The organism is Caulobacter sp. UC70_42, assembly GCF_044056025.1.
Classification (GTDB): Bacteria; Pseudomonadota; Alphaproteobacteria; order Caulobacterales; family Caulobacteraceae; genus Caulobacter.
On record NZ_CP171994.1, the window covers coordinates 2,558,136 to 2,584,015 of the forward strand.

The 25,880-nt window shown below is 68.8% G+C and carries 15 protein-coding genes and 9 pseudogenes; 16 read left to right on the forward strand and 8 right to left on the reverse strand.

Annotation, left to right across the window (positions count from 1 at the left end; all coding sequences use genetic code 11):
* Positions 1-72: 72 nt before the first annotated feature.
* Positions 73-777, reverse strand: a complete 705-nt coding sequence (locus ACHMW8_RS12890; protein WP_395445752.1) for an ArsR/SmtB family transcription factor — start codon at positions 775-777, stop codon at positions 73-75.
* Positions 778-850: 73 nt separating this feature from the next.
* Between ACHMW8_RS12890 and ACHMW8_RS12895 the strand changes: the two genes are divergently transcribed.
* Positions 851-2,209 carry an MFS transporter gene (locus ACHMW8_RS12895; RefSeq protein WP_125156615.1) on the forward strand — a complete coding sequence of 453 codons (1,359 nt, stop codon included), beginning with the start codon at positions 851-853 and terminating at the stop codon, positions 2,207-2,209.
* A gap of 128 nt (positions 2,210-2,337) precedes the next feature.
* Here ACHMW8_RS12895 and secA read toward each other — a convergent pair whose 3' ends face one another.
* Positions 2,338-5,106: a preprotein translocase subunit SecA gene (secA, locus tag ACHMW8_RS12900; protein ID WP_395445753.1), complete on the reverse strand. Its 2,769-nt coding sequence runs from the start codon at positions 5,104-5,106 to the stop codon at positions 2,338-2,340.
* A gap of 332 nt (positions 5,107-5,438) precedes the next feature.
* On the opposite strand from secA, the pseudogene ACHMW8_RS12905 reads away from it, so the two are divergent.
* The 5 genes and pseudogenes from ACHMW8_RS12905 to ACHMW8_RS12925 form a co-directional block, all read left to right on the forward strand.
* Positions 5,439-6,381, forward strand: a pseudogene (locus ACHMW8_RS12905) (peptidyl-prolyl cis-trans isomerase).
* Between the two features lie 11 nt (positions 6,382-6,392).
* Positions 6,393-7,899 (forward strand): annotated as a pseudogene (gene argJ, locus ACHMW8_RS12910) (bifunctional glutamate N-acetyltransferase/amino-acid acetyltransferase ArgJ).
* 128 nt (positions 7,900-8,027) lie between these two features.
* Entirely contained in the window at positions 8,028-8,507 is a 480-nt protein-coding gene (locus ACHMW8_RS12915; RefSeq protein ID WP_125155972.1) for a hypothetical protein, read from the forward strand.
* Positions 8,508-8,712: 205 nt separating this feature from the next.
* Complete coding sequence (locus ACHMW8_RS12920) at positions 8,713-10,158, forward strand: putative Ig domain-containing protein (RefSeq protein ID WP_199743394.1); 1,446 nt, start codon at positions 8,713-8,715, stop codon at positions 10,156-10,158.
* A gap of 176 nt (positions 10,159-10,334) precedes the next feature.
* Positions 10,335-10,784: pseudogene (locus tag ACHMW8_RS12925) on the forward strand (hypothetical protein); the annotation flags it as partial.
* A 44-nt stretch (positions 10,785-10,828) separates the two neighbouring features.
* Here ACHMW8_RS12925 and ACHMW8_RS12930 read toward each other — a convergent pair.
* A complete protein-coding gene (locus tag ACHMW8_RS12930; RefSeq protein WP_395445754.1) occupies positions 10,829-11,872 on the reverse strand; it encodes an NAD(P)-dependent alcohol dehydrogenase in 1,044 nt (347 codons plus the stop codon).
* A 196-nt stretch (positions 11,873-12,068) separates the two neighbouring features.
* Between ACHMW8_RS12930 and ACHMW8_RS12935 the strand changes: the two genes are divergently transcribed.
* The 4 genes and pseudogenes from ACHMW8_RS12935 to ACHMW8_RS12950 all read left to right on the forward strand — a co-directional run bounded on the left by ACHMW8_RS12935 (position 12,069) and on the right by ACHMW8_RS12950 (position 16,108).
* Positions 12,069-12,989: an AraC family transcriptional regulator N-terminal domain-containing protein gene (locus ACHMW8_RS12935; RefSeq protein ID WP_395445755.1), complete on the forward strand. Its 921-nt coding sequence runs from the start codon at positions 12,069-12,071 to the stop codon at positions 12,987-12,989.
* A gap of 54 nt (positions 12,990-13,043) precedes the next feature.
* The gene (locus tag ACHMW8_RS12940) at positions 13,044-13,739 is read left to right on the forward strand and encodes a hypothetical protein (protein ID WP_125155975.1); all 696 of its coding nucleotides are present in this window, start codon (positions 13,044-13,046) and stop codon (positions 13,737-13,739) included.
* Between the two features lie 64 nt (positions 13,740-13,803).
* Complete coding sequence (locus ACHMW8_RS12945; RefSeq protein WP_395445756.1) at positions 13,804-14,559, forward strand: ABC transporter ATP-binding protein; 756 nt, start codon at positions 13,804-13,806, stop codon at positions 14,557-14,559.
* A pseudogene (locus ACHMW8_RS12950) lies at positions 14,556-16,108 on the forward strand (hypothetical protein). Before ACHMW8_RS12945 ends, ACHMW8_RS12950 begins: the two are co-directional and overlap by 4 nt.
* A 55-nt stretch (positions 16,109-16,163) precedes the next feature.
* On the opposite strand, the gene ACHMW8_RS12955 reads toward ACHMW8_RS12950, so the two are convergent.
* Together ACHMW8_RS12955 and ACHMW8_RS12960 are read right to left on the reverse strand one after the other, a co-directional pair.
* Positions 16,164-18,428, reverse strand: coding sequence for a PAS domain-containing protein (locus ACHMW8_RS12955; RefSeq protein ID WP_125155978.1), 2,265 nt, complete (start codon positions 18,426-18,428; stop codon positions 16,164-16,166).
* 152 nt (positions 18,429-18,580) lie between these two features.
* A pseudogene (locus ACHMW8_RS12960) lies at positions 18,581-20,023 on the reverse strand (DEAD/DEAH box helicase).
* Positions 20,024-20,356: 333 nt separating this feature from the next.
* On the opposite strand from ACHMW8_RS12960, the gene mutT reads away from it, so the two are divergent.
* Both mutT and ACHMW8_RS12970 read left to right on the forward strand, forming a co-directional pair.
* Positions 20,357-20,761, forward strand: coding sequence for an 8-oxo-dGTP diphosphatase MutT (mutT, locus tag ACHMW8_RS12965; protein ID WP_395445757.1), 405 nt, complete (start codon positions 20,357-20,359; stop codon positions 20,759-20,761).
* Between the two features lie 33 nt (positions 20,762-20,794).
* A pseudogene (locus tag ACHMW8_RS12970) lies at positions 20,795-20,914 on the forward strand (Flp family type IVb pilin); the annotation flags it as partial.
* Here ACHMW8_RS12970 and ACHMW8_RS12975 read toward each other — a convergent pair.
* The gene (locus tag ACHMW8_RS12975; protein WP_395445758.1) at positions 20,915-21,829 is read right to left on the reverse strand and encodes a methyltransferase domain-containing protein; all 915 of its coding nucleotides are present in this window, start codon (positions 21,827-21,829) and stop codon (positions 20,915-20,917) included. It lies immediately after the preceding pseudogene.
* Here ACHMW8_RS12975 and ACHMW8_RS12980 point away from each other — a divergent pair.
* The 4 genes and pseudogenes from ACHMW8_RS12980 (at position 21,829) to ACHMW8_RS12995 (ending at position 24,182) form a co-directional block, all read left to right on the forward strand.
* Positions 21,829-22,610 (forward strand): annotated as a pseudogene (locus ACHMW8_RS12980) (ComF family protein). The gene ACHMW8_RS12975 and the pseudogene ACHMW8_RS12980 sit on opposite strands and share 1 nt — an antisense overlap.
* Before the next feature lie 31 nt (positions 22,611-22,641).
* Positions 22,642-22,896 (forward strand): glutaredoxin 3, encoded by a 255-nt coding sequence (gene grxC, locus ACHMW8_RS12985; protein ID WP_395445759.1) that lies wholly within the window; start codon positions 22,642-22,644, stop codon positions 22,894-22,896.
* Positions 22,893-23,727: pseudogene (locus ACHMW8_RS12990) on the forward strand (carbon-nitrogen hydrolase family protein). The gene grxC and the pseudogene ACHMW8_RS12990 overlap by 4 nt, the downstream one beginning before the upstream one ends.
* Before the next feature lie 19 nt (positions 23,728-23,746).
* Positions 23,747-24,182: pseudogene (locus ACHMW8_RS12995) on the forward strand (DUF1178 family protein).
* A 93-nt stretch (positions 24,183-24,275) separates the two neighbouring features.
* Here the strand turns inward: ACHMW8_RS12995 and ACHMW8_RS13000 are convergent.
* On the reverse strand, positions 24,276-24,578 hold the full coding sequence (locus tag ACHMW8_RS13000) for a glycine zipper 2TM domain-containing protein (protein ID WP_395445760.1): 303 nt from the start codon (positions 24,576-24,578) through the stop codon (positions 24,276-24,278).
* The gene (locus tag ACHMW8_RS13005) at positions 24,481-25,710 is read right to left on the reverse strand and encodes a glycine zipper 2TM domain-containing protein (protein ID WP_395445761.1); all 1,230 of its coding nucleotides are present in this window, start codon (positions 25,708-25,710) and stop codon (positions 24,481-24,483) included. Before ACHMW8_RS13005 ends, ACHMW8_RS13000 begins: the two co-directional genes overlap by 98 nt.
* Positions 25,711-25,880: the final 170 nt, after the last annotated feature.

The following is a 25,880-nucleotide window of genomic DNA, read 5'->3' on the forward strand; positions in this document are numbered from 1 at the left end:
GCTCGCCGCAGCTGACCCCCTCCACCGCCGTTCGGCGGTCCCCCTCCCCCAGGAGGGGGAGGAAGGTGACTTTCAGGCCGCCGCCCGGCCCTCATCCTCCAGGCTCACGCCCAGCCGCGCCCGCAACGCCAGCGCGCCCTCGGCCGTCACCCGCACCGCCCGTCCCTTGGCCTCCAGCGCCAGCCAGCCGCGCGCCGTCATCGTCTCCAGCAGCTTGACCCCCAGCGGCCCGGCCAGGTGATGCCGCCGCTCGGTCCAGTCCAGGCACTGGCGGGCGATGCCTCTCGGCGAGCGCAGGCTGTCGACCGCGACGCCCAGGTCCTCGAACCAGCGTCGCCCTTCGGCCGTGACGTCGTAGAGTTTCCCATCCGCCGGTCGGATCAGGTCGCGGTCGACCAGCGCTTCGCACACCCTCACCCCCAGCCGTCCGGCCAGATGGCCGTAGCAGCACCGCGCGTCGCGCAGCGCCCTAGCCTTCGGCGAGCGCGGGATCTCCAGGGAGCGAACGGGCGCGGCCAGCGCCGACAGCGCCTCGATCGCGTGGGCCACCTCCGCGCTGGCCAGGCGGTAGTAGCGATGACGCCCCTCGCGCTCGACCGCCAGCAGGCCGCCGTCGACCAGCTTGGCGAGGTGGTTGCTGGCCGCCTGGGCGGTGACCCCGGCGGCCCAGGCCAGGGCGCTGGCGGGCTGGGCGCGACCGTCCTGCAAGGCCTGCAGCATGGCCGCACGGGTCGGGTCGCCGATCAGGGCGGCGGGGGAAGCGATATTGGCGTCCATGACCGGCATCCTAGACCGATCGCCGCCGGAATGGTTCATCGACGCGTGTAGCAATCGCGCGCCGGACCAGGGCATGACGCAGGCCATGAGCACCAAGCCTTCCCGCCTCGGCTGGATCACCGCCGCCGCCAGCTTCGGCTTCCTGGTCACCCAGCTGGACGTGACCATCGTCAATGTCGCGCTGGACGCCATCGGCAAGGCCTTCGACGCCCCGACCGCGCAGCTGCAATGGGTGGTCGACGCCTATGTGCTGGCCCTGGCGGCGATGCTGCTGTCGGCTGGCGCGATCGGCGACCGGGTCGGACCCAAGCGGGCGTTCATGGCGGGGCTGGCGCTGTTCGGCCTCGCCTCGGCCGCCTGCGGCGTCGCGGGGAGCCCGCTGGCGCTGATCCTGGCCCGGGTGGCGCAAGGCGCGGCCGGGGCGCTGCTGATCCCGCCGTCCCTGGCCCTGATCGCCCACGCCGCGCATGGCGACGATCGGGCGCGCGTTACGGCCGTTGGCTGGTGGACCGCCGCCGGCGGGGTGTCGATCGCCGCCGGCCCGGTGCTGGGCGGCCTGCTGGTCGAGGCGGTCGGCTGGCGCTGGGTGTTCTTCGTCAACCTGCCGCTCTGCGCGGCCGGGGCGATGCTGACCCTGCTCGTCGCCCCCACGACGCCGCCCAGGCCGAAGGTCCCGTTCGACATCCCCGGCCAGGCCCTGGCCGTCGCCGCCGTCACCCTGCTGGTCGGCGGGCTGATCGAGGGCGGACATCGAGGATGGAACGGCTGGCCGCTGCTCGCCCTGGTCTCCGGCCTGCTGCTGGCCGCCGCCTTCGTGTGGGTCGAGCGCCATGCCTCGCACCCGGCCATGCCGCTGGCGGCGTTCCGCAAGCGCCCGGCCTGGACGGCGGTGGTGGTCGGCTCGGCCCTGAACTTCACCTATTACGGGCTGATCTTCGTGCTGGGCCTCTACATGCTGCGCGCCCTGCACTGGGCGCCGGGCAAGGCCGGGATCGCCTTCCTGCCGCTGACGGCGACCTTCGTGCTGTCGAATCTGGTCAGCGGCGGGCTCGTGGCGCGGCTGGGCGCCAGGACGGTGACCGCAGGCGGCGTGCTGATCGCCGCGTGCGGCTACGCCCTGACCGCCCGGCTGGGACCCGATAGCGGCCTGTTGGAGATGATGCCCGGCTTCGCCCTGATCCCCGGCGGCATGGGCCTGGCGATCCCGGCCCTGACCAGCGGCCTGCTGGCCAGCGTCGACCGACACGACGCCGGCGCGGCCTCGGGAACGCTCAACGCCTGCCGCCAGGTCGGCGGCGCGGCCGGGGTGGCGATCTTCGGGGCGCTGGCCGGGACGGACGTGGCGGCGGGGCTGCGGATGTCGGGCGTCAGCGCGGCGGTGATCCTGGTCGGGGCGGCGGCGGTGATCCTTCTGCCCGCGCGAAGGGCCTGAGCCTGTCCCGTTAGATGGAACCATCTAAACGGGATAAACAGGCTCTAAAATCAGCTATCTAGCGCCAAGCAAAACGCCCGCCCCGGTCTCCCAGGGCGGGCGTTTCAAGGCTCAGGCTTCGTCTCGTCTTACACCAGCGAGCCGTGGCACTGCTTGAACTTCTTGCCCGAGCCGCAGGGGCAGGGGGCGTTGCGGTTGGTGCGCTCCCACTCTTCCGGCAGGGACGAGATCGGCAGGGCCTGGCGCTGTTGCGGCGACAGGCCGTCGGGGATCGCGCCGGCGACGGCGGCGTTCTCGCCGGTCAGCGGGTCCAGGTGGACCTCGACCAGGTTTTCCAGCGACGACTGCGGGACTTCCGGCTCGGCATAGGCGATCTCGACCGTCATCAGCCAGCGGGTGGTGTTGGTGCGCAGATCGCCCAGCAGCTTCTCGAACAGCGAGAAAGCCTCGGTCTTGTATTCGTTCAGCGGATCGCGCTGGCCATAGCCGCGCAGGCCGATGACGTTGCGCAGGTGGTCCAGGTGCATCAGGTGCTCGCGCCACTGCAGATCGATCATCTGCAGCAGGAAGTTCTTCTCGACCGAGCGCATCTGCTCGGGCGTGATGATCACCTCGCGCTGGGCGGCGTAGTCGTCGGCGGCCTTGACGAGGCGTTGCTTGATCTCCTCGTCGGCGATGCCTTCCTCGGCGGCCCACGCCTCGATCGGCAGGTCCAGGCCCAGGATCGACTGGACCCGTTCCTTCAGGCCCTCGATGTCCCACTGTTCGGCATAGGCCTTCGGCGGCAGGTGACGGGCCACCAGGTCGTCGATCGTGTCGTGACGCATCTCGACGATGATGTCCGAGAGGTCGTCGCTCTCCATGAACTCCTGGCGCTGCTCGAACACGGCCTTGCGCTGGTCGTTGACGACGTCGTCGTACTTCAGGAGGTTCTTGCGGATCTCGTAGTTGCGCTGCTCGACGCGCTTTTGCGCCGTGGCGATGGCGTTGTTCAGCCACTTGTGGGTGATGGCCTCGCCTTCCTGGACGCCGAAGGTGCGCATGATCGCGTCCAGGCGCTCGCCGGCGAAGATGCGGAGGAGATCGTCCTCGCACGACAGGAAGAACTTCGACCGGCCCGGGTCGCCCTGACGGCCGGTGCGGCCGCGCAGCTGGTTGTCGATGCGGCGGCTTTCGTGGCGTTCAGTGCCCAGCACGAACAGGCCGCCGGCGGCCAGCGCCTTGGCCTTGGCGTCGGCGATCTCGGCCTCGAGGCGGGCGCGCTCGGCGGCCTCGTCCTCGTGGGTGATCTCCAGGCCCATGCCCTTCTGCTGCTGGCGCCAGTTGAACAGGCGCATGTCAATGTTGCCGCCCAGCTGGATGTCGGTGCCGCGGCCGGCCATGTTGGTGGCGATGGTCACCGCGCCGGGCACGCCCGCGTCGGCGACGATCACGGCTTCCTGCTCGTGGAAGCGGGCGTTCAGCACCTGGTGCGGGATGCCCTTCTGCTTCTTGCCGTTGTTCTCGAACGAGAAGCTGGACAGCAGCTTGGACAGCTCTTCCGACTTCTCGATCGAGACGGTGCCGACCAGGATCGGCTGGCCGCGCACGTGGCAGTCGGCGATCTGCTTGAGGATGGCCTCGTTCTTCTCGCGCTCGGTGCGATAGACCTCGTCATCGTCGTCGATGCGCTGGACCGGCCGGTTGGTCGGGATTTCGCTGACGCCCATCTTGTAGATGTCGTCGAACTCCTGGGCCTCGGTCGAGGCCGTGCCGGTCATGCCCGACAGCTTCTTGTAGAGGCGGAAGTAGTTCTGGATGGTCACCGAGGCCAGGGTCTGGTTCTCGGGCTGGATGTCGGCGCCTTCCTTGGCCTCGATGGCCTGGTGCAGGCCTTCCGACAGGCGGCGGCCGGTCATCATGCGGCCGGTGAACTCGTCGATCAGGATCACCTCGCCGCCCTTGACGATGTAGTCCTTGTCACGCGTGTACAGCACGTTGGCGCGCAGGGCCTGGTTGACGTGGTGCACCACCGAGACGTTGGCCGCGTCGTAGAGGCCCGCCGAGTCCTCGGCCAGGTGGCCGCCCGACATCAGCATCTCCTCGATCTTCTCCTGGCCGTCCTCGGTCAGGATGACCTGCTTCTGCTTCTCGTCGTGGTCGTACGTACCCTTGTCCAGGATCAGCTGCTTCACCAGCACGTCGATCGTCTTGTAGAACTCGCTGCGGTCCTCGGTCGGGCCCGAGATGATCAGCGGCGTGCGGGCTTCGTCGATCAGGATCGAGTCCACTTCGTCGACGATGACGAAGTTGTGGCCGCGCTGGACCATTTCCTCGACGCTGTAGACGAGGTTGTCGCGCAGGTAGTCGAAGCCGAATTCGTTGTTGGTGCCGTAGGTGATGTCGCTGCGATAGGCGCGCTGGCGCTCGCCCTGGGAGAGGCCGTTGACGATCACGCCGTAGCTGAGGCCCAGGAAATTGTAGATCTGGCCCATCCAGTCGGCGTCGCGGCGGGCCAGGTAGTCGTTGACGGTGATGACGTGGACGCCCTTGCCTTCCAGGGCGTTCAGATAGGTCGGCAGGGTGGCGACCAGGGTCTTGCCCTCGCCCGTGCGCATTTCCGAAATGCCCGAGAAGTGCAGCACCATGCCGCCGACCAGCTGCACGTCGAAGTGGCGCATGCCCAGCACGCGCTTGGACGCCTCGCGAACGACCGCGAAGGCCTCGTTCAGGATGTCGTCGAGGGTCTGGCCCTTCTCGAGGCGCGCCTTGAACTCGGCCGTCTTGGCCTTCAGGGCCTCGTCGGACAGGGCGGCGTATTCGGCCTCGTAGGCGTTGATCTTCGCCACGCGCGCGGTCAGCGTCTTGACCTTGCGTTCGTTGGAAGAGCCGAAGAGCTTTTTGGCGAGACCAAGCATGCGGGGGGAATCCGGTGGGACGGTTTGACGAGGAGGCCGGCGCTAAGGCTGTGCGGCCTCGACTACGGAAGATGAAGTCGCGCTGGAGCAACGGATAAAATCCGCTATTCCGGTGCGGCCGGAGACTTAAGCACCGGTCATCTTGGTGTCAACGCGAAGACCCTGTCGCAAGTAAGGCTTCCAGGCCCCTTAGTGGCCGTCCCGCCTCGGTTTTCGGGGACTTCGAACGCTTTCCACGCCGAAGCCGTTTCCTCTTGGCGAAAAACCGCGCTAGAGCGGCTTCAGCAAAGCCGGAGATCTTGGCCTTGAACAGCACTCTACGCCGCGTCGGTATGATCAGCGCCATCGCCTGCGCCTTGCTGCTGGCCGCCTGCGGCCAGAACAAGGTCGCCGACAAGCCGCCGGAGCCTGGCGACACCGCGGTGGCGCGCGTCAACGGCCAGGTGATCTGGGCGTCCGATGTCAAGCGCGAGGCCGTGGCCCAGGGGTTGATCAGCGAGGGCGAGCCGCTGGACATCTCCAGCGAGGTCTTCCGCCAGCGCCTCGAACGAGGTGATCGACCAGAAGCTGCTGGCCGCCGAGGCCTCCAAGCGCAAGATCGACAAGGATCCGGTGGCCCAGCGCCGCCTGGCCGCCGCCCGCGAGCGCATCCTGGGCGACATGCTGGTCGAGGGCGTGGTGGAAAAGGCCGTCACCGAGGACGCCATCCGCAAGCTCTACGCCGAGCAGCAGAAGCTTTCGAAACGCTCGGAAGAGATCCGCGCCCGCCAGATCATCGTCGGCAGCCAGGCCGAGGCCGACAGCATCAAGAAGCTGCTGGCCTCCGGCGCCTCGTTCGACGCCCTGGCCATGGAGCGCTCCACCGACCAGGCGACCCGTTTCAACGGCGGCGACCTGGGCTACTTCACCCTGGACGTGATGCCCGAGCCCTATGGCGTGGCCCTGAAGGACGCCCAGAAGGGCGCGCTGGTCGGTCCGTTCGCGGCCGAGGGCGGCTGGGTCATCGTCAAGGTCGAGGACAAGCGCACCGAGGAGCCGATCACGCTGGAGGCCGCCCGCCCGCAGATCGTTCGCTTCCTGACCTATGATCAGGTGCGCGACATTCTCGAGAAGCTGCGCGGCTCGGCCAAGGTCGAGATGCTGATCGGCAAGCCCCAGGACGTCTCCGGCGCAACCGGCGCCCAGGAGCCGGCCTCGGCGCCGGCGGAGCTGCAGGGCGGGGCCCCGGCCTCGGCCCCGCCGCCCGCCCAACCTGTCCAACCCGCCAAGAAGTAAGAGCGGCCCATATGACCAAGACCCCCCAGAAGGCCGGCAAGACTTCGGGCAAGACCACCGCCGCGAAGGCCCCCGAGGCCGTGTCGGGTTCGGCCAATCCGGTGGCCGCCGCCGGCGCCGCGATCGAGCGCGCCCTGGTCGATCCGCTGACCTCGGCCCTGAAGCGCGCCGGCCTGCGTCGCGCCCAGAAGTCCGCCGGCGAGGACCTCGCCAGCCCGACCGCCCCGGTCCCCGCCAAGACCGCGCCCGCCAAACCCGTCTCCGGCGGCGCGGGCAAGCCCGGCCTGGCGATCTCGCCCCTGGCCGTGCCGTTCCCGGTCATCCCGCCGATCCCCGGCGTCGAGATCGCCACCGGCCGCGCCGGCTTCTACAAGCACGAGCGCGAGGACCTGCTTCTGATGCGCTTCGCCGAGGGCACCTCGGCGGCGGGGGGTGTTCACGCGCCACGGCGTCGGCTCGGCCCCGGTCGACTGGTGCAAGCGCCAGCTGGCCGCCACGGGCGGCGCGGACGTCCGCGCCCTGGTGGTCAACGCCGGCTGCGCCAACAGCTTCACCGGCCGTCCCGGCGCCGACGCGGTGCGCCGCGTGGCCACGGCCGTCGGCAAGCGCCTGGACTGCCGCCAGCGCGACGTGATGATGGCCTCGACCGGCGTCATCGGCGTCATCCTGGACGACAGCAAGATCACCGCCCGCCTGCCGGAGGTCGAAGCGCGCCTGACCGCCGACGCCTGGGCCGAGGCCGGCCGGGCGATCATGACCACCGACACCTTCCCCAAAGGCGCCTACGCCACGGCGCTGATCGACGGCGTGGAGGTGAAGATCGCCGGCATCGCCAAGGGCTCGGGCATGATCGCGCCCGACATGGCCACCATGCTGGCCTTCGTGGCCACCGACGCGGCCATCGCGCCCGCCGCCCTGCAGACGCTGGTGTCGCTCTATACCCGCACGACCTTCAACTGCGTGACGGTGGACGGCGACCGCTCGACCAACGACACCCTGCTGCTGTTCGCCACCGGCCAGTCGGGCGCGCCCAAGATCAGCCGTCCGGGCGACAAGCGCCTGGCCGACTTCCGCGAGAAGCTGGAGGGCGTGCTGCTGGATCTGGCCCTGCAGCTGGTCAAGGACGGCGAGGGCGCCACCAAGTTCGTCAAGATCACCGTCAACGGCGCCGAGAGCCCGGCCAGCGCCCGCAAGATCGCCCGCACCATCGCCGAGAGCCCCCTGGTCAAGACCGCCTTCGCCGGCGAGGACGCCAACTGGGGCCGCATCGTCATGGCCGTTGGCCGCGCCGACGAGCCGGTCGCCCGCGAGAAGATCAGCGTCAAGTTCGGCGACCTCTACGCCGCCCGCGATGGCCTGGTGTCGGCCGAATACGACGAGGCCAAGATGAGCGCCTACGTCAAGAACCAGGAATTCGAGGTCAGCGTCGACGTCGGCGTCGGCAAGGGCTCGTCCACGGTCTGGACCTGCGACCTGACCAAGCAATACGTCGCGATCAACGGCGATTACCGGAGCTAGGGCTCACGCCCAAAGTCCAGACCCTTGTCATCCCGGCCGCAGCGAAGCGGAGGGTCGGGGCGACAAGCGGTTGGCGCTTTTCTGCTATCGTGAAATCCCGACGCCAATCGCGTAAGGAGCCTCCTCCCATGACCGACCTCACTCCCGACCAGGAAGCCGCCCTGCTGGCCGACCTGACCAAGGCCTGCCGCGAGGCCGGCTATGTGGTCGAGGCGATCGATCGCGGCCTCGAGGTGTCCGGCGGCGAGGAGGAGGGCGCGTTCTACCTGCTGCCCGACCATGGCTGGCTGCAGGCGCGCTGCCTCGTCCTGGATCCCGAGGACCTGGCGGACGCCCGCGACCTGACGGCCCTGTTCGAGACGGTGGCCAAGGCCCAGTTCCGGCTGATCGGCTGCCGCTTCGGCTACGACGCCGAGACCGGCCTGTGGCTGGTCGAGGACCTCTATCCGGGCTTCGATCCGGCCAAGGTCCCGGCCGTGCTGGAACAGCTGACCTTCATCTGGGACGCGCTGGAGGACCTGTTCGAGAGCGCGCTCGAAGGGGCCGTGCCCAACGACGACGCCTTCGACGCCGCGTTCGACCTGGAAGCGGCGACGCCGCCGAACTGAGGCGATTCTTCGCGCGCCAGGCCGTGGATGACCCGCGATCCGGCTTCCAACCCGTTGATTATTGTCGGCTTCTCGACGGATCTAGCGAATTCCGCGCGCGTTGTTCGCGAGGTTGGTTTCCGCCGTATTGCCAAGCCAAAAATAGCATGGTTGTGTCCCCGAAAGGCTTGCACGCTCAGGTAAGTCTGATTTGCGGGGGATTTAGGTGCTTCCTTATACGACCGATACGACGCAGCCGAAGCTCTCGGCCGCGGCGAAGAGCAGCGCGACCGAGATATTCTTCCGAGCCTATTCGAACATGCCGGCCGGCGTCGACAAAGTAGCCGAGCTGGCCACGACCGACGCGATAGGGACTCGCACGCTCTACAAGGTCACGCTCACGGCGGGCGTGCGGTACGACTTCATCTCGGCCTCGTTCTCCGATCCCAAGGAGATGACGATCTACGACCAGTTCGGGAACGTTATCGGCGTGAACGACGAGGGCAACGACCCGAACAGTTTCGTCTACGCCGGCGCCGCCTACAAGGCCGACGCCGCCTACGGCGTGCTCGCGACCTACAGCGGCGTCTATTACGTCGAGACCGGTTGGCGCCAGGGTTATGGCGACGCTTCGCTCGTCCTGCTGGACGTCTTTTCCCGCACGTCGACGACAAAGACGTACGCGCCCATCGCCCGGGACGTTCCGAACGCCCTGGAGTGGAAGGAGGGCGAGGCCTTCAGCTATACCTTGCCGGCGACCAGCTTCAGCGATCCCGAGGGCGGAACGCTGACCTACTACGCCACCCTGAAGGACGGTTCGGACCTGCCGTCGTGGATGAAGCTGGACAGCGCGACCGGCGTATTCTCGGGCGTCGCTCCCGCGGGGACGGCGGATCTGGAGCTGCTGATCTTCGCCAAGGACGAGCAGGAGCTGAACAATGTCGGCGCGCCGCTGAAGGTGACGACGCCCGCCGGCGCGCCGGTCGACACCTCGCCGAAGACGGTGCTGACCACGGCCTTCACCCATATCATGCGCTATGCCCCGGCAGCGGATCACGAGGCCTTCAACGGCCTGGTGACCGCGGTGGTCGATGGCAAGTTGACGGTGAACAACGCCATCGGCGTGTTGAGCGCGGTGGCGGCTTCGACCACCTCGGTCGCCACGCTGAACTACCAGTTCTTCACTGGGAAGATCCCGACCCAGGCCGGCTACGACTTCCTGATCTCGCCGACGGGACCCAACACGACCAACCTGAACAGCGACTATTACGCCACGTTCGACATCGTGAACCGCTACATCAACTTCGCGGTGAACCTGGGCAAGAACGGCGAGGCCAAGGAGTCGTTCAAGCAGGCCTATGGAAATCTGACCCTGCTGGAGGCCACCAAGGAGGCCTATGAGACCATCTTCGGTCGCGAACCCACCGACGCCAAGGCGCACGCCCTGATCGACACGCGCGTCGACTATCTGGCCTATTATGGCGGGGATGGCCCGGACGGGATCGGCACCAAGGCGGCCATGGTCGGCTTCCTGCTGGCGGCCGCGGCCACCGAGGACGTCGGCATGATGGCCCGGTCGAACGACAACTTCCTGTTCGATCTTTCCGACGGCGCGAATTTTGGCGTCAATCTAGTCGGAACCTACGGCAAGCCGGAGTATGCTTACGGCTGATCCGCGACGGCCGGACAGCCGTCCGGGGAACGGGAACCGGCCTTGGCGCTTCCCGTTCCTGATCGGCGTTCAGTATGTAGGCGGAGGGCTTTGGGATGACGCGCAAGACTTATCGGTGGGCTCTGTTGGCGGCGCTGGCCTTGACGGTCGCTGTCCAGGGGCCGGCCCACGCCCAGATGAAGCCGCCCACGACGCCGGACGAGCCGGGCGGCCGTTGGGGCGAGGCCAAGAAGAAGGCCGTGGACATCGGGTCGCAGCCGGCCCGTGACGTCGGCATGTCCAAGCGCGAGATTCCGCCGATCCTGGAGAAGGCGTTCGACAATCCCTACAGCCTGCAGGGCCTGAAGACCTGCAAGGCGATCGCCGGCGAGATCACCCAGCTGAACGCGGTGCTGGGTCCCGACTATTCGGTGGGCAACGAATATACCGAGAACCGCGCCGGCAAGCTGGCCGAGGCCGGCGGCAAGACGATCATCAACAGCATCATCCCGTTCCGCGGCCTGGTCCGCGAAATGACCGGCGCGGCTCCGGCCGACCGCCACATGAACGCGGTGGTCGACGCGGGCCTCGCCCGGCGCGGCTTCCTGCGCGGCGTGCACCTGAGGCAGGGCTGCAAGACGCGGTTCTCAGGATTTCCCCTTCTCCCTTGGCGGGAGAAGGGGACCTTCGGCTACAGCGTGCTCATGTCGATCACGAAGCGGTAGCGCACGTCGCTCCTGGCCATGCGCTTGTAGGCCTCGTTGATCTGGTCGATCGCGATGATCTCGATGTCGGCGACGATGTTCTTTTCGCCGCAGAAGTCGAGCATCTCCTGGGTTTCCTTGATCGAGCCGATCATCGAGCCGGCCAGGGTGCGGCGGCCGGGGATCAGGGCGAAGGCGTTCAGCGGCACGGGCTCTTCCGGCGCGCCGACCAGCACCATGGCGCCGTCGACCTTCAGGAGGTTCAGGTACGCCCCCCAGTCGATGCCGGCCGAGACCGTGCAGATCAGCAGGTCGAACGTCCCGGCCAGGGTCTCGAAGGTCTTGGGATCGTTGGTCGCGTAGTAGTGCGACGCGCCCATCCTCAGGCCGTCGGCCTGCTTGGACAGGGTCTGGCTCAGCACCGTGACTTCGGCGCCCATGGCGTGGGCCAGCTTGACGCCCATGTGGCCAAGGCCGCCCATGCCCAGGATCGCGACCTTCTTGCCGGGACCGGCGTTCCAGTGGCGCAGGGGCGAATAGAGCGTGATCCCGGCGCACAGCAGCGGCGCGGCGGCGTCCAGCGGCAGGTTCTCCGGGATCGACAGGACGTAGTCTTCCTTGACCACCATGTGGTCGGAATAGCCGCCATAGGTCGGGGTGTCCGACCCCGGCTCGAAGCCGCTGTAGGTCAGGACGAGGCCCGGCTGGTACTGCTCGCGGTCCAGGTCGCGGGCTTCCTTGCAGGTCACGCAGCTGTCGACGAAGCAGCCCACGCCGACATGGTCGCCTTCCTTGAACTTGGTGACATCGGCGCCGACGGCGGTGACCACGCCGGCGACCTCGTGGCCGGGCACGATCGGATAGACGCTCTGGCCCCAGCCGTTGTCGACCATGTGGATGTCGGAGTGGCAGACGCCGCAGTACTTGATCGAGATGACGACGTCGTCGGCGTTGGGCGCGCGACGTTCGAAGCTGAACGGCGCCAGGGGCGCGCCGGCGGCGGGCGCCGCATAGCCTTTAGCGGTGGCCATAGGAAATGTGTCCTTGAGTTTGGGGACCGATCGGGGAGGATCGAACGACGGGAGGTTTGCCACGCGCCGGGGCGGCGGCGTTATGCCGATCCTGCAAAGCTCATGCACGATCCTGCAAAAGGCCGTGAGAGCGGTTTTCGCCTCGCGCGCGGCGGCGTAGAGGTTCGATGGTCCGAAACCCCAGGAAACCAAGCCCTTGAGCGCGTCCGACAACGCCCCCGACAGCGCGGCCGTCTATGCCGAGATCGCCAGCCTGGTCGCCCGTTACGCCAAGGACGACGGCCCGGAATCGGCGATCGACGGCCTCTATCTGACGCGTCGCTGCTCCCCCAGCGGCCGGTTGCACGTCGACCAGCGGCCGTCGTTCTGGCTGGTGGCCGGCGGGCGCAAGTGCCTGACCGTCGGCGACCAGGACCTGCACTACGGCGTCGGCGACTGCCTGCTGGTGGCCCTGGACCTGCCCGCCACCGCGCGGATCCTCCAGGCCAGCGACGCCGAGCCGCACCTGTGCGTCGGCGTGGCGATCAATCCGGCCCGCCTGGCCGAGCTGATCGGCCGCCTGCCCGAGCAGGCCTCGGCCACCCCCAGCGGCGTGCGCGGCGTGGCGGTGAACCCGGCCTCGCCGGAGCTGCTGGACGCCACCCTGCGGCTGCTGAGGCTGCTGGAGCGTCCGGGGGACGTGGCGGCGATGGCCCCGCTGATCGAGCAGGAGATCCTCTACCGCCTGCTGAGCGGTCCGCAGGGGGCGCGCCTGATGCACATCGCCATGGCCGAGGGCCAGGGCCAGCGGGTCGCCCGCGCCGTCGCCTGGCTGCGCGAGCATTTCGCCGAGACCTTGCGGATCGAACTCCTGGCCGAGCACGTGGGCATGAGCGAGAGCTCGTTGCACCACCACTTCAAGGCCGTCACCAACATGACGCCGATGCAGTACCAGAAGCAGCTGCGGCTCTACGAGGCTCGCCGCCTGATGCTGGTCGACGGCCTGGACGTCGGCGCGGCCGGCTTCTCCGTCGGCTACCAGAGTCCCTCGCAGTTCAGCCGCGAATACCGCCGTCTCTACGGCCTGCCGCCGGCGCGTGACGTCGAGGCCCTGCGCGCGCCGATCGCGGCGGAGTAGGGCTTGACGCGGACCGTCGATGCCTCAACCTTAGGTCGGGATGGAGGGGGCTTCATGCGGTCGATGATCAAGGCGCTGGCGCTCTGCGCGCTGGCTTGGCCGACACTCGGCGTCGCGCGGCAGGTCCCTATCCCCTATGAGATCCAGGAAACGCTCAACGATGCATACTACACTGCCCTGACGCCGGCCGAGAAACGCCAGGCCCAGCTCTACGCCGAGCAAAGCAAGCCGCTCGTCATGAGGATCATGGCGGAGGAAGCGGCTGTCGGGCGCGAGATGCTCGCGCTGAATCTCTCGGAGCTGCTGACGCCCGCTTTCCGCAAGCGCGACAGGGACGGCGCCCTAACGCGCGCGCGCCTGGACCAGGGCCGAGCGTTGGTCCAGCGCGGTGAGCGCCTGCGCGCCCAGCACGATGCCGAGGGCCTTGACGGGGTGGCCAGGAGCGGGATGTCCCCCAAGCTCAAGGCGCACTATCGCGCAGTCTTCGAGAGGACGGTGGCCGAGCTGCGACCCAAGCGGGCGCGGCTGAGCGCCATCTCGCTGGAGACGTTCGACACGATAGAGCAGTGCTCACGTCTGCTCGGGACGGCCGAGTGGGACATTCAAGGCGGCCAGTACGCCTTCAGCTCCGAGCTAGATTTGCAAACCTTCTCGCAGCATCTGCAGCGGCTGGACGCGTTGCAGCGGGAGGGGAACATGATTCTGGCCTTGCTGGCGCGCCGTCGAACCGAGGCTATGAGTAGGTTCTAGTCGCCGCCTTGCTTCCAGCCCGACTTCGCGCTCACATGCCCGCGTGTGATTTTGGGGGCGGGTTTTGACGGAAGCCTTGATCGTTCGCGGCTTGAACAAGACGTTCGCCAAGCCCGCCGTGTCCGACCTCGACCTGACGGTCCACGCTGGCGAGCTCTATGCGCTGCTGGGTCCCAACGGGGCCGGCAAGACCACCACCTTGCGGATGGTGGCGGGCCTGACCCAGCCCGACAGCGGCGACGTGGCGATCTTCGGGGTCGACGCCCGCAAGGATCCGGCCGCAGCCAAGGCCCTGCTGGCCTGGGCCCCCGACGAGGCGATGATCTACGACAAGCTCAGCCCGCTTGAATATCTGGAGTTCGTCGCCGGCCTCTGGAACATCGAGCCGCGCGCGGCGAAGGCCAGGGCCGAGGACCTGCTCGAAACCCTGGGCCTGACCAGCGAGGCGCGGCGGCGGTGCGAGGGCTTCTCGCGCGGCATGAAGCAGAAGGTCGCCCTGGCCGGGGCGCTAATCCACGATCCCAAGCTGCTGATCCTGGACGAACCGCTGACCGGCCTGGACGCGGCCGCCGCGCGCCTGGTCAAGGACATGCTGCGGGCGCGCGTCGACGCCGGCGCCACGGTGATCCTGACCACCCACATTCTGGAAGTCGCCGAACGCATGGCCGACCGCATCGGCATCATCGCCGGCGGCCGCCTGCTGGCCGAGGGCACGCTGGACGAGCTGCGCGGCAAGGCCGGCGAGGCCAGCGGCCGGACGCTGGAGGACGTGTTCCTGCAACTGACCTCAGAGGCCGTCCCTCAAGGCGTCGTCGCGTGAGCCTGCCGTTCAAGCCGGCCAGCACGGCGTGGCTGCTGGCCCACGAGCTGCGCCTGGCCTGGCGCGGCTTTCTGGCGGGGCGCAAGGGGCGGGGACCCGGGGCGCTGATCGCGTTCGTGATCCTGGGCGGCCTGATTGTCTTCGGCGGCGTGGCCATGGGCCTGGCCCTGCGCGGCCAGCAGGTTCCGGTGGTTCCGCTGGCGGTGGTCATCGTCGACCTGGCGCTGGCGGTGATCCTGACCCTAATGCTGTCCAGCACCCTGGCGGCCTCGGCGGACGCCCTCTATGAGCGGGGCGATCTTGATCTGCTGTTCTCCTCGCCGCTGGCCCCGCGCAAGGTGCTGTTCGTCCGGGCCCTGGGCCTGGCGGTCAATGCCGGGCTCTGGTTCATGGTCCCGGCGGTGCTGCTGCTGACGCCCTCGATCGTGCTGGGCCATCCGGCTTGGCTGGGCGTGTTCGTGGTGCTGGCCGCCGCCGCCCTGGGCGCATCCGGGATTGGCCTGCTGCTGGCCATGGCGCTGTTCGCCGTGATCGGTCCGCGCCGCACGCGCACCGTGGCCCAGGTGATGGCGGCCCTGATCGGCGCGGCCTTCTTTCTGGCCAGCCAGTACCGCAACCTGATGGGCCAGAAGGCCAGCGAGAGCCTGTTCGCCCGTATCGCCATGGACGCGCGCGAGGGCCGTATCCAGCCGCCGCCCTTCGCCGACCTGCCGCTGCGCGCGGCCTTGGGCGAGCCGATTCCGCTGCTGATCCTGGTCGCGCTGGGCGCGGGGATCTTCCTGTTCGCCGCCCAGACCCTGGGCCGCCGTTTCGCCGACGCGGCCGCCGCCACCCAGGGCGCCGAGACCCGCAAGGGCGCGAGGGGGCCGACCCGCCCGTTCGCCGCCGGACCCTTCCGGGCCACGGTGCGCAAGGAGCTGCGCCTGATTAGCCGCGACGCCGCCCTTCTGTCCCAGGTGCTGCTGCGGGTGCTGTACATGCTGCCGCTGGCCCTGGTGCTGGCCCGCGGCGCCGCGCACATGCCGGTCTGGGCCCTGGCCGGACCGGCCGCCGCCGTCACCTTCCTGGCCGGACAGGTGGCCGGGAAGTTCTCGTCTGGATCACCGTCTCGGCCGAGGACACGCCCGATCTGCTGGCCATCGCCCCGGCCCCGATGGGCGTTCTGCGCCAGGCCAAGCTGACCGCCGCCCTGCTGCCGGTGGCCGTGCTGCTGGCCATCCCGATCGCCGTCCTGGCCTGGTACGCGCCGCTGGCCGGGCTGTGGACCGCGATCGGCGCGGGGCTGTCGGCCTGGACCGCGGGCCTGATCGGCGTCTGGTATCAGAAGCCCGGCAAGCGCGCCGACTTCCGGCGCCGGCGCGGCGGTTCGGTGCTGGCGACCTTCGCCGAGCTGTTCATCGCCGCCCTGATCGGGGTGGCCACGGCGCTGGCGGTGGCGGGCTGGCTGGTCTGGGCGGTTCTGCCGCTGATCGTGGCCGGGGCGCTGATGATGGCGCTGCGAAGGACGGACGAGCAGATCTCGGCGGCGTTGCGCGCCGCGTCGGCTTAGCGCGTTAGGTCAAGTTAAACCGCTCGAGCGCGCTCTAAGTCCATGAATTAGAGCCTCAAGCCTCCGTGAGGGCTCGGATCCGGCACACCACCCCGTCCGGGTGAAAGTCGATCGCCGCCGAACCCGACAGTTCCGCCGCCAGGCCGCGCTCGATCAGACGCGAGCCGAAGCCCCGCTCGGTGGGCGGGGCGACGGGCGGGCCGCCGGTTTCGGTCCAGGTCAGGTCCACCCGCGCCGCGCCGGGATCGGGAGCCAGCGCCCACGAGACATGGACCCGGCCCACCGGCGTCGACAGCGCCCCGTACTTCATCGCGTTCGTGGCCAGTTCGTGCAGGGCCATCGACAGCGACAGGGCGCTCTTGGGCGAAAGGCGGATCGATGGCCCGCTGAGGTCGAACCGGCCGGGGCCGCCGTGCAACGCCGCCACCCGGGCGGTGACGTCGTGCAGTTCGGCCCCCTCCCAGTTCTCGCGGGTCAGCAGGTCGTGGGCCTCGGCCAGGGCCACGATGCGGCTGGAGAAGGCCTCCTGCGCCTGGTCCAGCGGGCGCTGGCCGTTGAAGCTCTGGGTGGCGATGGCCTGGATGGTGGCCAGGCTGTTCTTCACCCGGTGGTTCAGCTCGTTGACCAGCAGGCGCAGGTGCAGCTCCGCGCGCTTGCGGTCGGTGACATTGACCACGGCCCCGACGAAACGGCGGGACTTGCCGTCGTCGCCGAAGAACACCTTGCCCTTGACGCTCAGCCATCGCTCGACATGGTCGTCGCGCCCGATCGCGCGATACTCGATGGCGTAGTCCGCGCGGACATTCGGGTCGATAGCCCGCTCCGTCGCCTCTCGCACCTGGGGCTCATCGGCCGGATGGATCAGGGCGTAGGCCGTCTCGAGGTCGACCGGCTCGCCCGGCTGGAGGCCGAACAGCTGATAGCAGCGATCCGACCAGGTCAGGTCGCCGGTGTCGAGGTCCAGCTGCCAGGTGCCGACATCGGCGGCGTCCATGGCCAGGCGCAGGGTCTGTTCCTGACGCAGCAGGCGGTCGACCGCTTCCCGGCGCTCGGTGACGTCCGACGCGACGCCGACGAAGCGCACGCACTGGCCGCCGTCGAAGAAGGCCCGGCCGAAGACCTCGACCCAGCGCAGGGCGCCGTCGCCGCCGCGGCGGATGCGATATTCGAGATTGATCGCGCCGTCGCCGGAGGGATCCATGGCGGCGGCCACGGCCGCGCGCACTCGGGACAGATCGTCCGGATGCAGCAGGCGCTCGAAGGCCTCCTGCGTGGGCTTCTCGTCGGGCGACAGGCCGAAGATCGAGCGGGCGCGGGCGTCCCAGAAGCGCTGGCCGATATGGGGCTTGTGGTCCCAGCGACCCATGCCGGCGGCCTGGGCGGCGAGGTCGAGGTCGATGCGCGCCGCCGCCAGTTCGGCCTCGACCTGCTTGCGTTCGGTGATGTCGACGACGACGCCGGTGTTGCGGGCCGGCTGCCCATCCTCGTCCAGATAGGCCCGGCCGCGCGTATAGACCCAGCGGATCGAGCCATCGGCCTGCACCAGGCGATACTCGTGCGAGAAGTCGCCGCCCTCCTGGGTCGCTTTCAAGGCGCTGTCGCGGACGCGTTCGCGGTCGTCGGGATGAACGGCGGGCGTATAGCTCTGCACCGGCAGGCCGGCCGCGGCGAACTCGGGCGAGACGTTGTGCAGCTCGGCGTAGCGGGCGTCGGCATAGACCTTGTTGGCCTTGATGTCCCACTCCCAGGCTCCGACCACCCCGGACGCGTCGCGCGCCATCTCGTAGCGCTCCTGGGTGGTCTTCAGGGTCTTCTGGTCGGCCACCGACTGCGAGACCTCGACCGCGGTGACCAGCACCCCGCCGACGCCGTTCGGCGCGCTGGCGTCCGGGACGGGGCTGTAGCTGATGGTGAAGTAGCCGGTCTCCTGGGCTCCGCCGCGGGTCACCTTCAGGGGCAGCTTCTCGAACGCGAAGCCGCCGCTGGTTCCGTTCAGGATGTCCTCGTGGAAGGCGCGGATCGAGGCCTGGAAGTCGGGCGAGGTCTGGTCCAGCCGCGCGCCCAGCGCTTCGGGGTGTCGCTCGTGCAGGGCGGGCGTATAGGCGTCGTTGTAGATCAGGACCAGCTCTGGACCCCAGCGCAGGGCCATCGGGAAGTTGGTGGCCAGGATCATGTCCACGGCCAGGCGCAGGCTGGGCGACCAGGCGTCGCGCGGGCCGACGGGCGTCTGGGACCAGTCGAACGCCCGCACGCGCTCGGCCATTTCGCCGCCGGCGATCCTGCTCAGTACAGGCGCGGCGCGTGGCCTGCCCTCGCCCATGTGTGGTCCCCCATCCGATCAGACGACCGGCCCTGAACAAGGTGAACCCATAGTCCCCCCGGATTCAAGCGGGGCCTTGGTGAACGCACGCACGAAAACGCCCGGAGAACGCGAATGGTTCTCCGGCGCAACTGGTTGTTCGAAATGGAGGATCAGTCGATCGGCGACCAGGATTTGGCGGCCGGGGCGGCTTGGCGCTTGGGCCCCCGGAACTCGTTCTGGGGACCGCCAGGCTTGCGGCCCTGGCCCGGACCCTTGCCCTGGCCGGGACCGCGGCCCTGGGCCTTCTGTGCCGCCCTCGTTGCGACCGCCGCCGCCATTGGCGCCTTGGCCGCCGTTGCGGTTGCGCGGACGCTTGCGGCGCAGCTCGGACGGCACGTCGTTGCGCGGATCGGCCTTGCGCGGATCGACGTACTTCTCGGCCGGGACCAGCTTGTCGGCGACGGCCGCGGCGGCGGCCAGCTGCTTGTCGTTGCGGCGGTCGAAGGACGGGATCGTCTGGCGGGTGGCCTTCTGGATGTCCTTCAGCAGGTTGCGTTCGTCATCGGCGCAGAAGCTGATGGCGATGCCGTCCTTGCCCTTGCGGGCGGTGCGGCCGATCCGGTGGACATAGGCCTCCGGCACGTTGGGCAGCTCGTAGTTGATGACGTGGCTGACGTCGTTGACGTCGATGCCGCGCGCGGCGATGTCGGTCGCCACCAGGGCCCGCATCTCGCCGGCCTTGAAGGCGGCCAGGGCGCGCTCGCGCTGACCCTGGGTCTTGTCGCCGTGGATCGAGGCGGCCTCGATGCCCGCCGCGTTCAGATACTTGGCGACCCGGTCGGCGCCGCGCTTAGTGCGGGTGAAGACGATGGTGCGGCTGAAGTTGCTGTCGGCGAACAGCTCGGCCAGCAGCGGACGCTTGCGCTGGGCCTCGATGAACAGCACGCGCTGGTCGATGCGCTCGACCGTGGTGGCCTGCGGGGCCACCGAGACCTGCACCGGATCCTTCAGCAGCTCGCCGGCCAGCTTGCCGATCTCGGTCGGCATGGTGGCCGAGAAGAACAGGTTCTGGCGGTTCTTGGACATCTGGGCGGCGATCTTGCGGATCGGCACCACGAAGCCCAGGTCCAGCATCTGGTCGGCCTCGTCCAGAACGAAGATCTCGACGCCCGAGACGCTGGCCGACTTCTCGGCCATGTGGTCCATCAGGCGGCCGGGGGTGGCGACCAGCACGTCGATGCCGCCGGCCAGGGCCTTCATCTGCGGGCCGTATTTCACGCCGCCATAGATGGTGTGGACCGACAGGCCCATATGGACGGCGTAGGCCTTGAAGTTCTCGGCGATCTGGGTGGCCAGTTCGCGGGTCGGCGACAGCACCAGGCAGCGGAAGCCGCGGCGGGCGCCGGCATGCGGTTCTCGGCCAGGCGTTGCAGGATGGGCAGGGCGAAGGCGGCGGTCTTGCCGGTGCCGGTCTGGGCGATGCCCAGCAGGTCCTTGCCTTGCAGCACCACCGGAATGGCCTGGGCCTGGATCGGGGTCGGTTCCTTGTAGCCCTTCTCGGCGAGGGCCTTCAGCAGCGGCTTGGCCAGGCCAAGGTCAGCGAATTGAGTCAAGTGATTCAGTCTTTCGTGCGCCGAAAGACAGCCCATGCGTCCTCGCACGGCTGGCTCCTCGGCCTGAGCCTTCGCCAGCGGCGAAATGCTCAAGGTTTAGACGTAGGAGCCCTCAAGGCTCTTCGTCGGGGAGCGCCCCGCGTGCACGGGCGATCTAATGAGAATCTCTTCAGGGCGCTCGACAGGCTGGTCCGGAAACGGACCGTCACGCGGCTGGAGCACCGATAGCGCCAAGGGGGCGCGAAGCGGATATCGCTTGTTGCAGTGCAAAAGTCAAGGAAGGTAAGGGCCCGGCCCCTTGCCAGCGTCGGAACGCCGCGCCAAACCCGGCCCATGAGCAAGCCGATCGTCCTCGTCGCCGCCGCCGCCCTGATCGATGTCGACGGGCGGGTGCTGATCTGCCAGCGGCCCCAGGGCAAGCAACTGGCCGGCCTGTGGGAGTTCCCGGGCGGCAAGGTCGAGCCGGGCGAGACGCCCGAGGAATGCCTGATCCGCGAGCTGGACGAGGAGTTGGGCATCAAGGTCGCCCAGGCCTGCCTCGCGCCGTTCGTGTTCGCTTCGCACAGTTACGAGTTCTTTCACCTCCTGATGCCACTCTATCTGCTGCGCCGCTGGGAAGGCCAGGTGACGCGCAGGGAGCATGAGGGCCTGGCATGGGTGAAACCGGACAAGCTTGCGGACTATCCGATGCCGCCCGCCGACGAGCCGCTGGTGGCCTGGCTGCGCGACGTGCTCTGAAGCGTTTCTGGACCGACGAGTTCCGGCGCGACCGCGATCGAATACGCCCTGCTGGTCGGACTGTTGGCCCTGGCCCTCGTCGGCGTGCTGACGGGTCTGAGCGGGGCTCTCAACGGGGTCTTCGACAAGGCCAAGGCCGCCCTCGGCGCCTGATCAGGGCCTGGGCTTCTCGCCCGCCGGCTGTTCCTGAACACCCAGGGCGTCGGCCAGGCGCATCTTGGCCGAGCCCGGCCGCAGCGGCTTCTGCTGGCTCTCGTGCGGAGCCCACCCCGTCACCGAGACGATCTCGAACGTCGCCGGCACGCGGCCGTCGGCCTCGGCGAACCGTTCGACATAGAGCTCCATCGCCCGGAACAGCACCTTGCGGGTCAGCGGCTTGCGCGAACGGTCCAGCAGCACGCTGGTCTCGCCCATGGCCCGCAGGTCCCGCAGCAGCCTGATCGGGTGGGCGTAGCGGACCTTCACGCGGTCGACGTCGGCGACGGGCAGGGCGAAGCCGGCCCGCTGCAGCAGGCCCGCCGCGTCGATGGCGTCGGCGAACGGCGACACCCGCATCGACGCCCCGTCCGATATCTCGGCCTCGGCGGCCAGCAGGCACTGGCGCAGCTCGGTCAGGGTGGCGCCGCCGAACATCGCGCCCAGGAACAGGCCGTCGGGGCGCAGGGCGCGGCGGATCTGGATCAGCGCCCCGACCAGATCATTGGTCCAGTGCAGCGACAGGGTGGAGACCACCAGGTCGAGCGTCGCGTCGCCGAACGGCAGGCGCTCCTCGTCGGCGGCGACGCGAAGGGTCTGGCGACCGTCCAGCATCCGCGCCGAGAGGTCGGTCTCGATCAGCGTCTCGATGTTGGCGCGGGCGTCGCTGTCGCTCAAGGCTTTGAAAAAATGGCCGTTTCTCGCGCCGAGGTCGACGGCGACCGGAAAGCGTCGCAGGATCGTCTCCAGCCGCATGACCACGTCCTGGGCCACGCGGGCCTTGAGAAAGTCGGCGGACGCGTAGCCCGGCGCGGCGCGGTCGAGGCGGACGCGATGCAGGGCGCGGTCGAAGAGCAGGGGGGAGGCGGTCATTGCGCGCGGAACATGGCGATTCCGAACCGTTCTGGAAAGCCGGACCTCTGATCTTTGGACTCGGGCGCTCGGTGCTCGACCTGTTGCTGCCGCCGTCCAGCCTGGACGGCGCGGCGGCGCTCAGCGGCGGGCTGACCGCCAGCGCCTTTTCGAAACTCACCTTCCTGGACGATCCGGTCTGCGACGGCTGCGGCCTGGCCATGCCCTATGCCGAGGCGGCGCTGGAGCGCTGCCCGCCTGCCAGGCCAAGCCCAAGGCGTTCCAGCGCTGCCGCGCCGCCTGCGTCTATGACGAGCACTCCCGCGAACTGATCCTGAAGCTGAAGCACGCCGACCGCACGGATCTGGCCGGCCTGTTCGCGCGCTGGCTGTCCCGCGCCGGCGTCGACCTGCTGGCCGAAGCCGAGGCGGTGGTCCCGGTGCCGGTCCACCGCGCGCGGATGCTCCGTCGGCGCTACAACCAGGCCGCCGAGATCGCGCGGCCCTTGGCCCGCATGACCGGTCTGGCCTACCTGCCCGACGTCCTGATCCGGAGGCGCGACACCGACAGTCAGGGCGGCAAGTCGGCCTCGGGCCGGCGGCGCAACGTGGCGGCCGCCTTCGCCGTCCCCGAAGGGAGGCGACACCGGGTTGTCGGCCGGCGGATCGTTCTGATTGATGACGTGTTGACCACAGGCGCCACGGCCGAAGGGTGCGCGCGAGCGCTTCTGGCCGCCGGCGCGGCGTCGGTGACGCTTTCCGTCGTCGCCCGCGTTACAGAAATGCAGGCGCGTCCTATATGAGGACGCACAACACCAGGGTATCGACCGTTCCATGGCTCACGTCACCATCTACACCCGCCCGTTCTGTGGCTACTGCGCCCGCGCCCTCGCCCTGCTGACCGATAAGGGCGCCGACTTCACCGAGGTCGAGGCCGGCATGGATCCCAAGCTGCGCCAGGAGATGATGGAGCGTTCGGGCCGCACCACCTTCCCGCAGATCTTCGTCGGCGATCGGCACATCGGCGGCTGCGACGACATGATGGCCCTCGAACGCGAGGGCAAGCTGGACGCTCTTCTCGCCGCATGAGCCCGTCCGCGTCCTTGCGAGTCGGTCTGATCCAGACCCGGACGCCCGCGACGCACGCGGCGGCGCTGGATCATGTCGCGCCGCTGGTGCGCGAGGCGATCGGGCAGGGCGCCCGGTTCGTGCTGACGCCGGAATGCACCAACGTCCTGCAGAAGGACCGGAGCAAGCTGCTGCCGACCCTGACGGCGCTGGCCGACGACCCGGTCGTTAACGGCCTGCGCGAGATCGCGGCCGAGACCGGGACCTGGATCGACGTCGGCTCGGCCCTGGTCCGGCGCGAGGACGGAAAGGCGGCCAATCGCCAGGTCGTCATCGATCCGACCGGCGCGATTGTCGCCACCTACGACAAGCTGCACATGTTCGACGTGGATCTCCCGACCGGCGAGACGGCGCGGGAGTTCGGCGACCTACACGCCCGGCGAAAAGGCCGTGGTGGTCGAGACGCCGATCGGCAAGTTCGGCCTGACCATCTGCTACGACATGCGCTTCCCGGCCCTGCACCGCGCCCTGGCCCTGGCCGGGGCGACGGTGATCACCGCGCCGGCCGCCTTCACCCGGCCGACGGGCGAGGCGCACTGGGACGTGCTGCTGCGGGCCCGGGCCATCGAGACCGGCTCGTTCGTCATCGCCGCGGCCCAGGGCGGCTTCCACGAGGACGGCCGCGGCACCTGGGGCCGCTCGATCGTCGTCGGCCCCTGGGGCGAGGTGATCGCCAAGCTTGACCGCGATGAGCCCGGCGTGCTGATGGCCGAGCTCGATCTGCCCGCCGCCCTGTCGGCGCGGGCGGCGATTCCGGTCCTTCAGAACGCCCGGCCTTTCGTCGGGCCGTAAAGCTCGCCATCTATAGCCCATGATCAAGTACGCGCTTCAGTGCGACGCGGCCCACGAGTTCGAAGGCTGGTTCGGCTCCTCGGCGGACTATGACGACCAGGCCGCGCGGGGCCTCGTCGAGTGTCCGCTGTGCGGCTCGCGCGGCGTTTCCAAGCAGATCATGGCGCCGGCCGTGGCGGGCACGAAGGCCCAGAGTTCGGCGCCCGCTGTCGATCCGAAGATGCGCGAGATGATGATGACGGCCATGGGCGAGGTCCGTCGGCACGTTCGAGGACAATTTCGACTATGTCGGCGACGCCTTCGCCAAGGAGGCGCGCGCCATCCACGAGGGCAAGTCCGAAGAGCGCGGCATCTACGGCGAGGCCTCGCCCACCGAGGTCAAGGCGCTGGTCGAGGACGGCGTGCGCGTGGCCCCGCTGCCGCCGCCCGCCCCGAAGAAGACCGACGTGAACTGAGGGGAAATCTCCCTCCCCAGGCGCGCGAAAGGCGGCGGACCTTTGATCCGCCGCCCCTTTGTCATCCGAAGATGCGCTAAGCCTGTCTAGTCGTTACCGGCGGTAGCGGTACTCGTAGTGGCACTTCTTCTTGCTCTTGCCGATCTCGTGACCGGCGACGGCGCCGACGCCGGCGCCCAGCAGGGCGCCTTCGGTCTTGTTGCCGCGGCCGGCGACGGTGTTGCCGAGCAGGGCGCCCGACAGGCCGCCGATGATGGCGCCGTTCTTGGCCTTGGACTTGTTGCAGACCAGGACGCGTTCACGGCGTTGCTGGGCCTCGGCGGCGGTGATGGCGACGGAGCTGACGGTGAAACCGACAACGGTGGCCAGAACGATGGTCTTCAGGCGGGCGCGCATGGCGGGCTCTCCGATAATTGTTTTTGTAAGATCCCTCGGTGCGTAAACGCCCAAGCTGACGGTCGGTTTCCAATTTGTCGGAAAGCCGACTGTCAGCCAGGGTCTTACGTTTCGAGAGATCAGCCCTCGACGCGATAGCGGCCCTCGGCGTCGGGGCAGACGCGGATATAACGGGTCTCGACCCGGCCATTGTACTCGGTCGGGGCGGGGCCAGGCGGCAGCGTTCGCCAGTGCTGGCGTAGCGACCGTCGCTGTAGCGGTAGGGCTGCGTCTCTTCGTAGGTCCAGTAGTTGCCGCGCGTGTCGCACTTGGCCGAGGCGTTGCCCACGGCCGCGCCGACGCCGGCGCCGACCAGGGCGCCCAGCACCGTGCCTTCCGGACGGGCATTGCGGGCGGCCACGTTGGAGCCCAGAGCCGCGCCGGCCAAAGCGCCGATCACGCCGCCAACGGTGGCGTTGCGCTTGGCGTCCTGACGGCAGTCGTTCGGGTACGAGACGTTGGCGTTGGTGTCGATGCTGTAGGCGCCGGCATAGGGCGCGGCGAAGCGCGAGCCCTCGCCCGGATGACGGCGGTCATAGGCGCCGACGCCATAGCGACGGTCATAGGCGTCGCGGGCCGAGATGTAGCGGTCGCGATCACGCTCCCACTGCTGACGGCCCGGATCGTAGTTCGAGCCCGAGGCGTAGCTCACGCCGCTGGTGCGGAAGCGGGCGGCGTCGCGGGGATGGCGGCGGTCATAGGCGCCGTCGCCATTGCGGCGGTCATAGTCGTAGCGGGCGCGCTCATAGTTGGCGCGGGCCCGTTCGAACTCTGCCTGCTCGGAATAGTAGGCGGCGCTCTCACGATACTGGGCCGTGCTGTAGCGCGTGGCATAGGTGGGATAGCGACGGTCATAGGCGCCGCGGCCATAGCGACGGTCGTAGTCCTCGCGAGCCTGGACGTAGTTGGCGCGATCGCGCTCGTAAGCGTCCTGGCGCTCCTGATACTCGGCGACCTTGTCATAGTAGCTGGAGCGCTGGGCGTCGTAGTTCTGAAGGCTGCGCTGATACGCCGAATCCTGCGCGAAGGCGGGGGCGATCGCGCCGCACGCCACGGTGGCGGCCAGCACGGCGGCCAAAGTCTTGGAAGTCATGAGAAGTCTCCGTTCCCTCTAGAACGGATCGACGGCCGACCCCCGAAAGTTGAGTCGCCAATCCGAGTTCAAGTCCCTGCGCGGGAGAGAAGTCCCGCCTCGGGCTGAAGTTCCCGGTTGGCGTGCGATCCGCGAAAGTGGAAGCCGGTTTCGCGACAAGAGCGCGCGTA